This is a genomic window from Meiothermus sp. (assembly GCF_025056915.1).
GTDB lineage: Bacteria > Deinococcota > Deinococci > Deinococcales > Thermaceae > Meiothermus.
In genome coordinates this window covers 1-7645 of the sequence record NZ_JANWVH010000109.1, presented here as the reverse complement: position 1 = coordinate 7645, position 7645 = coordinate 1, and the positions used below count along the sequence as shown (strand labels likewise).

At 64.7% G+C, this 7645-nt stretch carries 6 protein-coding genes, 1 other RNA gene and 1 pseudogene; 6 read left to right on the top strand and 2 right to left on the bottom strand.

Features of this window, described 5'->3' with window-relative positions:
- Positions 1-194: 194 nt before the first annotated feature.
- Entirely contained in the window at positions 195-2333 is a 2139-nt protein-coding gene (locus NZN28_RS13350) for a VWA domain-containing protein (RefSeq protein ID WP_295398937.1), read from the bottom strand.
- 207 nt (positions 2334-2540) lie between these two features.
- Positions 2541-2895: a transfer-messenger RNA gene (gene ssrA / locus NZN28_RS13345) on the bottom strand.
- A gap of 51 nt (positions 2896-2946) precedes the next feature.
- Here ssrA and NZN28_RS13340 point away from each other — a divergent pair.
- The 6 genes and pseudogenes from NZN28_RS13340 to NZN28_RS13315 form a co-directional block, all read left to right on the top strand.
- Entirely contained in the window at positions 2947-3348 is a 402-nt protein-coding gene (locus tag NZN28_RS13340) for a hotdog fold thioesterase (RefSeq protein ID WP_295398936.1), read from the top strand.
- Between the two features lie 201 nt (positions 3349-3549).
- Positions 3550-4587 (top strand): 3-deoxy-7-phosphoheptulonate synthase, encoded by a 1038-nt coding sequence (gene aroF / locus NZN28_RS13335; RefSeq protein ID WP_295398935.1) that lies wholly within the window; start codon positions 3550-3552, stop codon positions 4585-4587.
- An 84-nt stretch (positions 4588-4671) separates the two neighbouring features.
- Positions 4672-5751, top strand: coding sequence for a prephenate dehydrogenase/arogenate dehydrogenase family protein (locus tag NZN28_RS13330; RefSeq protein WP_295398939.1), 1080 nt, complete (start codon positions 4672-4674; stop codon positions 5749-5751).
- 91 nt (positions 5752-5842) lie between these two features.
- Positions 5843-6355 carry a helix-turn-helix domain-containing protein gene (locus NZN28_RS13325; RefSeq protein ID WP_295398933.1) on the top strand — a complete coding sequence of 171 codons (513 nt, stop codon included), beginning with the start codon at positions 5843-5845 and terminating at the stop codon, positions 6353-6355.
- A gap of 10 nt (positions 6356-6365) precedes the next feature.
- Positions 6366-7532: a serine hydrolase gene (locus NZN28_RS13320; protein WP_295398931.1), complete on the top strand. Its 1167-nt coding sequence runs from the start codon at positions 6366-6368 to the stop codon at positions 7530-7532.
- A 9-nt stretch (positions 7533-7541) separates the two neighbouring features.
- Positions 7542-7645 (top strand): annotated as a pseudogene (locus NZN28_RS13315) (S-methyl-5-thioribose-1-phosphate isomerase); the annotation flags it as partial.

Sequence of the window (7645 nt, the reverse complement as noted above, 5' to 3'; positions counted from 1 at the left end):
GCCGAGACGCATGTTTTCGAGTTTCCAGGCGGCTACTGTTCTGTCCAGGACAAAGCTTTCTTATAGTCGAATGGCCCTAAATATGTGAAGAGCGCTCCAGGCTCAGCAACTTTGAAGGATGCGAAGCCGGGAGTGGGCAGTCGGAGCTGGGGAGTGGGTCTCCAACACCCTACCCTACGCCCTAACCCCTTTGTTCAAGGATTTTGGGCTCTCCGGCGCTCGAGGTAGCGCTCCAGCAAAAACAGGCCCAGCGCCAGGGCAATCAGGGGCCATTGCAAGGAGAAGTCTTTGCGGCTCGGAAGCCCTTTTAGCTCGGAAACCTGCTCCAGGAGGCGGCCCCCGCTGGCCTCCGATAGCCGCCGGAGGTTTTCCCGCCCGTCCTCGAGGCGCCACTCAGGCAGGCTGGGCAGTTGCAGCCTTAGGCGGGGCTGTTCGTTCTCGAAGATGACCGCCTGACCCACGGTATCCCTGGGAAGCCGGGCCTCGTAGCGCAGCGGGCCGGTGGGGGCCAGGCTCACCGTCAGACCACCGGCCTGGAGGCTGGGCCGCTCGAACTGCCCTTCCAGCAGCACGCGCAACCCTTCGGGCTCGCGCAGGGCCTGCACACGAGGCCGGGCCGGGGTCTGGGAAAGCCAGCGCAAAAGCTCCGCCACGAGCGCGGAGGTTCCAGGCCAGTCCAGCCAGGAGCGCGAGAGGTCGGTGGCCAGGGCGGCCACCCGGCCCCTCCCGCTCTCCCCGACCGCGAGCACCGTACCCTCGCCCGAGCTGAGCAGGGTCTGGGCCCAGGGCTTGGTCTTGGCCGGAAGGATGACCGAGAGGGCCGGGGGGCGGGTCGCGCGGGTGACGGGATGAGGGCGCACCGAGACGGGGAAGCTGCCCTCGAGGGCCTCCCGCCGGAAAGCCCGCTGGGCTTCTTCGAGGAAAAAGCGCGGCAAATCCTGGGGGCTGGGCACATCCCAGAAGGTGCCCCCGCCGGCCTGGGCCAGCTCCCGCAGGAACTGCCGGTCGGCATCGGCCCCGATGGCTACCGTGCTGGTTTTGATTTTTGGCGCGGCCTGGCGGGCCGCGTCGAAGAGGTCGGGGGTCACGTCGGCGGCCAGCCCATCGGTCAGGGCGATGACCTGCTTGGAGTCGGTGGGCACGCTTTCCAGGGCGTTCAGGGCTTCCAGGTAGGCCCGCCGGATCATGGTGCCACCCCCAGCCGAGGTGGAGAGCAGCAGGCTTTCGGCCTCCTTGCGGCCCTGCTCGGTCATGGGGCGGGGGCGGAAAAGCCAGCGGGGCCGGTCGGAGAAGACCACCACCCCGATGTAGTCCTGGGGCCGCGCCGAGCGGATTAGCTCCAGCGAACCCACCACCGCCAGGCCCAGCTTGTCGGCCTCGAGCATGCTGCCCGAGACATCGAGCACCAGCACAATCCCCACTCCGCCCGGCTCCTCAACCGGCTCCACCGGCAGGCTCTCGGCCAGGCCGCTGCGCTCCCAGCCACCAAAAAACAGCCCCCTGGGGGTGGCCGTCCAGAGCAGGCTGCCGCCTTGGTTCAGAAAGCTTTGCAGCGCGTCGAGTTCGGCCACCGACAAATCGCGCGCCCCCACCCCCAAAGCCACCACCTCGGCCCGGATGGGCAGGCTGACCTCCCGCCGCTCCTCCACGGTAAAGCCCTGGGCCTTGAGGTAGCGGGCCAGGGCCTTATCGCCCAGAACCCAGACCCGGATGGAATCGGTAGGGCTTAGCTCGAGCCGGGCTTGATCGAGGCCCAAGGGGCTCTCCACCCGCGCCGTCACGGCAGCCGGTCCATCCAGCCGGAAGCGATACCCCAGGCTGCTGCGGCCCGGTTCGAGCCTCAGGTCGCGCACCAGCCGCCCCGCCGGGCCGTCCAGGGTCAGCCGGGCCCCGACGCTGGCGGTAGACTCCAGCACTGCCCGCACCTCGATGGTCTGGCCCCTGGCGGGCAGCGCCGGGCCCAAGAGCGAAAGCGAGAGGTTGGGGCTGGGGGGCTGGTGGAGGCTATAGATGGGAATGCCGATGGGTTCAGGCTGGTCCTGGAAGAGGCCGTCTGATACCAGCACAATTCGGTCAGGACGGAGCTGCTGGGCCTTACGCAGGGCTTCTTGCAGCCGGGTGCCTTCGCCTAGGTCGAGCCGGCGGGCCGAAGGTGAGGCCACCTGAGCGGCCCCGCTGGCAAAGGCCACGTACTGCGCGCCGGGCAGGCTGAGCGAGGGCCCCACCTTCCAGACCGCCTCCCGCGCCGAGGGGCTTTGGTCAAGCAAGACCACCGTTCGCACCGGCTGCAAAGGCACACCAGGCCCCCAGAAGGCCAGCAGCAGGAGAACCACAATAGCAGCCCGCAACCTGAGCACAGGCTTATTATCGAAGGTTTGGGGTTAGACAAATGCGAGGGGCGCCGCAGATGCCCGACCCAGGGCTTGCACGACCGGAACTTTTCCAGGTCTTGTGGCCCCCTCGAGGGCTGGCCACGGCCTCGGGCTGTGCATCGCAAAAATGCACAAAAAAGCCGTTCGCAGCTTCTTGCGAACGGCAGGTGGTGGAGGCGAGGAGATTCGAACTCCTGTCCAAAGACCCATCCAGCAGACTTCTACGTGTGTAGTTGGTGATTGGTTGTCGTTCAGGCTTACGCCACCAACAGCGGGTCTGAACCGAGCCCCGTTTGGTTTCGCTTTTGACTACGGAGCCTGGCCAAAAGCTAGCCGACTTTAGGTCGTTCGTTCAGCACGCCATCGGCTGGGCTTCTGAAGAACGTCGCTGACTTAAGCAGCGAGGGCGTAGCTGTTGCTACGGACGTTGCCAGTTATGGCTTTGCCCATTTTTACGAGGCCATGGGCTACCTCGACACGCCGTACTGCCTTCAAGAGCCCCTGTCGAAACCGGAACGCCCCCAGGCAACTAGTTATTGTAGCAGGTTTTTGCCCTCTTGGGTAGGCTAGGGCCATGAGCAAGATGGATCCCACCCGGCTCGAGCGCGAAACCCTGGTCAAGACCCTCGGTATTCAAATCCTGGAGGCATCGCCCGAGAAGGTGGTGGCCGAGATGGTGGTGACACCCCGGCTCCACCAGCCCTTCGGCTACCTGCACGGGGGGGCCTCGGTCGCACTGGCCGAGACAGTGGCGAGCATTGGCGCTTATCTGGCTGCGCCGGAAGGCCACACCAGTTTTGGGATGGAAATCAACGCCAATCACCTGCGCTCGGTGCGCTCCGGCAAGGTCAGGGCCACCGCAACGCCCCTTCACGCAGGCCGCACCACCGCCGTCTGGGGCATCGAAATCCGCGATGAGGAAGGCCGCCTGGTCTGCATTTCACGCTGCACCCTGGCCATCACACCCCAGCGCTGAGGATTGACAGAAGCCCTGGCAGCCCCTTAAACTCGCGGCATATGCCGACCCAGCGGGTTTCTGCCAGCCAAAATACCTTCTTTTTTGGGTATTTTTATTGGCCCGGGGTTCCCGTGAGGCTGGCATAGTGGCTTGAACACGCATCCACGCTTCCGGGGAACACAAACCCCGGAAGTTTTTTTGCGTGGGAGGAGTGAGGCGATGCTGATTATTCTCAAACACGGTGCTGGCGCAAAAGAGATCGAGTCGGTGGTGCGGGAAGTTGAGCAGGTCGGCTACCGGGCCCATGTGTCGGAGGGCGAACACACCACCCTGATTGGAGCCATTGGCAAGGGTCCCACTCCGGAGCTAATCGAGCATTTTCGGGCGCTTTCTATGGTTCAGGACGTGATTCCCATCTCCAAGCCCTACAAGCTGGCTTCCCTCGAGGTCTCCCCCAAACCCACCGTGCTGCGTTGGGACACCGGCGCGACCGGCGGGGGCGAGGTGATGGTTGCCGCCGGGCCTTGCGGGGTCGAAAGCCTGGAGCAGACCCTCACAGCGGCCCGCTATGTCCAAAAGCACGGTGCCCAGATGCTGCGGGGTGGGGCCTTCAAACCCCGAACCTCACCCTATAGCTTCCAGGGCATGGGTCAGGAGGGCCTCGAGATTCTGGCCTATGCTCGCCGCGAGACAGGCCTGCCCATCGTGACCGAGGTGGTCTCGCCCGAACAGGTGGATCTGGTGGCCGCTTACGCCGATGTTTTGCAGATCGGGGCCCGCAACGCGCAAAACTTTGCCCTGCTGCAAGCCGCTGGCAAGTCGGGCCGGGCCGTACTGCTCAAGCGGGGGATGAGCATGACCCTCGAGGAGTTCCTGATGTCGGCAGAGTACGTGCTGGCCCAGGGCAATATGAAGGTGATTCTGGTCGAGCGCGGTATCCGTACCTTCGAGAAGTCCACCCGCTTCACCCTGGATGTCTCGGCGGTGCCCGTGCTCAAAAGCTGGACGCACCTGCCGGTCTGGATTGACCCCTCGCACGCTGCCGGTAAGCGCGACTGGGTAACAGCACTGGCCTTGGCGGGCCTGGCCGCCGGAGCAGATGGCCTGATTGTGGAAACCCACCCCGAACCCGAAAAGGCCCAGTCCGACGCAGCCCAGCAGCTCACCGAAAGCCAGTTCGCCGATATGATGGGCAGGGTCAAGGCCCTCCTGCCCGCCCTGGGCCGTCGGCTGGCCCGGGCCCTCGAGCCCGCCTGACCTCGAGCCACCCGGCGATTCCACCCAGGCCCCACCGCGCTTCTCGACACGGACTCCAGCTTGCAACCTGAGACTTCACGTATGATGAGGCCCCTCTTTGGCAAAGTCGGCATTTTTGGCATAGGTCTGCTGGGGGGCAGCGTGGCCCTGGGGCTGCGCGAACGCTTTCTGGCCGAGGAGATCCACGCCTACGACCCCGACCCCAGGGCGCTCGAGGACGCCCTGGCCCTTCAAGTTGTGGATCGGGTGCACACCGCCCTGGGGGGCTGGATTGCCGAACTGGACCTGGGTGTGCTGGCGGCCCCCATGGGGGTGCTGGTCAGCGAGGGCCTGAAACTGGCCCGGTTTTCCGGCCCGCACACCCTTTGGACCGATGTGGGCAGCGTCAAGACCCCGGTTGTGGAGGCCCTGACGGGCGTGTTGCCCAACTTTGTGGGTTCACACCCGATGGCGGGCAGCGAAAAAGCCGGGGTCGAGGCGGCCCATGCTGGGCTGCTTCAAAACGCGGTCTGGGTCATCACGCCCACGCCCGCCACCTCCCCCGAAGCCCTGCGGGCGGTGCATGGGCTGGTGCAGAACCTGGGCGCCTACCCGCTGGAAATTTCACCCGAGCTGCACGACCGCCTGGTCGCCCGCGTCTCGCACCTGCCCTACCTGCTGGCCGTGGGCCTGAACCGACTGATGGCCCAAGACCCCCATCAAGACCTGCTGATGTTCCTGGCCGCAGGGGGCTTTCGCGACCTGACCCGCGTGGCCTCCGGCTCCCCCCGCATGAGCCGCGACATGGTGGTGGCCAACAAAGCAGCCCTGCGCGAGGCCATCGAGGATTTACGGGCGGTGATGCTGGAGCTCGAGAACCTGCTCGAGGCCCCCGAAGCGCTCCTCGAAGCAGCCCAGGAAGCCAAGCGCACCCGCGATTCGCTGCCCATCGTCAAGCGCAGCCTGTTGCCGGTGATGAACGAGCTGGTGGTGCAGGTGCCCGATAAACCCGGCCAGATTGCAACGGTCTCCACCGCACTGGGTAAGGCCGGGGTCAACATCAAAAACTTTGAGGTGCTGGCCATCCGCGACGAGGGGGGGGCCATCCGGATGGGATTTGCGACCCCCGAGGAGCGCGAACAAGCCCGGCAGATTTTGCAGGACATCGGCTACAAGGTGCGCTGAGCCTCGAGGCCCGCCATCCTCCAGAGACCCAGACCCGCCAATGGGCCCTTTGTCTCATGTATTTTACGTAATAACGTAATAATGTATTGACGTGGAGCTTGAAGCCCGTCTGCAACGGCTCGAGGCCCGCCTGGCTGCCCTGGAACAGGCCTCGAGGGCCCCATCCATCCCCCCCGAAGGCACCCTCTGGGCCCTGGAGCACCTGCGCAAAAACGCCCAACCCGGCGGCGAGGTGGTGTTCGCTGGCCAGGCCGAGGTGGCCTCGGGCACCTGGGGCTGGCAGTGGGGGCTACCGGTGAACCTGCTTTTGAACAGGCCCTGGACAGAGGTGGCCGAAAGCCTGGCAGCCCTGGCGCACCCTGTGCGTCTGGAAATTCTGCGGGCGGTTCTGAACGGCAAAAGCAGCTCCCAGGCGCTGCAACACCTGGCGGATATCGGAACCACCGGCCAGCTCTACCACCACCTCAAAGAACTGCAAAGTGCGGGCTGGCTGAAAGCGGGCAAGCGCGGCAGCTACACCGTGCCCCCGGAGCGAATCATTCCGCTGCTGGTCATTCTGAGCGCTGCCGGGGGGGAAGCCCTGGCAACTTTGTCGGAAACGTAAAGAGGACGCTATGCAATTCTGGACGTTCCTTGGAACCCTGCTGCTCGGGCTGGCCCTGAGCCAGTCCCCCCTGACCCCGAAGGCGGCCCTCGAGCGCCTCTTCACCCAGCAACCCCCCAAAGCCGAGTGGTTCGCCCCGGTCTTCTTGCAGCAAGTGTCGGTAGCGCAGATTGAGACCATCCTGGCCCAGCTTTCCACAGGACTGGGCAAATACCAGGGGGTAGAACCGGACGGCCCCAATTTCCGGGTCGTTTTCGAGCAGGGCATCGTGCCGGCCCAAATCTCGCTCGATGCCCAGGGGCGTATCCAGGGTCTGTTCTTTCGTCCGGCTCAACCTAAAACAGCACTCACCCCTGCGCAGCTCCTGGCCGAATACCGCAAGCTGCCGGGGCAGGTCAGTGTGCTGGTGCTCGAGGGCAACCAGGAACGCCTGAATCTGAACGCAGATGCCGTGCTGGCGGTGGGTTCGACCTTCAAACTGGCGGTACTGGAAGCCCTGCGTCAGCAGGTCGAGGCCGGGCAGCGGCGTTGGAGCGACACCGTGCCGCTGCGCCCCGAGTGGAAAAGCCTGCCCAGCGGCACCTTGCAAAACCTGCCCGACGGCACGCCCCTCAGCCTGGAGCAGTACGCCACCCAGATGATCTCCATCTCCGACAACACCGCCACCGATGCGCTGATCGCCATTGTAGGGCGGGCCGAGGTAGAAAAACTTTCTCCCCGAAACCGGCCCTTTCTGACTACCCGGGAGGCGTTCGTGCTCAAAAACCCACAAAACCGGGAGTGGCTCCTTCGCTACCGGGCCAATCCCTCTGCAAGAGCCGCCCTTGTTTCCCAACTGACCAGCCTGCCCCTGCCCGATGTCAGCGTTTTTGCGGGGGGGCCGGTTGCAATAGATGTGGAGTGGTTTTTCAGCACCCGCGAGCTCTGCGGCTTGATGGCCAAGGTGCAGGCCCTGCCGCTTATGAGCCTCAATCCGGGGCTTGCCAATCCAGCTGACTGGCAACGTGTGGCCTTCAAAGGAGGCTCGGAGCCGGGGGTGCTCAACCTGACCACCTGGCTCACCTCCAGGGGCGGCAAGCAGTACTGCGTGTCGGCCACCTGGAACAATCCCCAGGCCCGGCTGGACGAGAATCAGTTTTACTTGCTCTACACCAGTCTGTTGAACACCCTGAAGTAGACTGGCCCCATGCGTGTGGTGCCCTTTCGTTTTGAGGAAAACACCTTCTGGCTTCTGGACCAGCGCAAGCTCCCCTTTGAAGAGGTCTGGGTAGCCTGCAAAAGCGCCCAGGA

Bases quoted from the DNA above. Each gene is read 5' to 3' on its own strand.
- NZN28_RS13320 (WP_295398931.1), top strand. From the start codon at position 6,366: ATGCAATTCTGGACGTTCCTTGGAACCCTGCTGCTCGGGCTGGCCCTG.
- NZN28_RS13330 (WP_295398939.1), top strand. From the start codon at position 4,672: ATGAGGCCCCTCTTTGGCAAAGTCGGCATTTTTGGCATAGGTCTGCTG.
- NZN28_RS13340 (WP_295398936.1), top strand. From the start codon at position 2,947: ATGAGCAAGATGGATCCCACCCGGCTCGAGCGCGAAACCCTGGTCAAG.
- aroF (WP_295398935.1), top strand. From the start codon at position 3,550: ATGCTGATTATTCTCAAACACGGTGCTGGCGCAAAAGAGATCGAGTCG.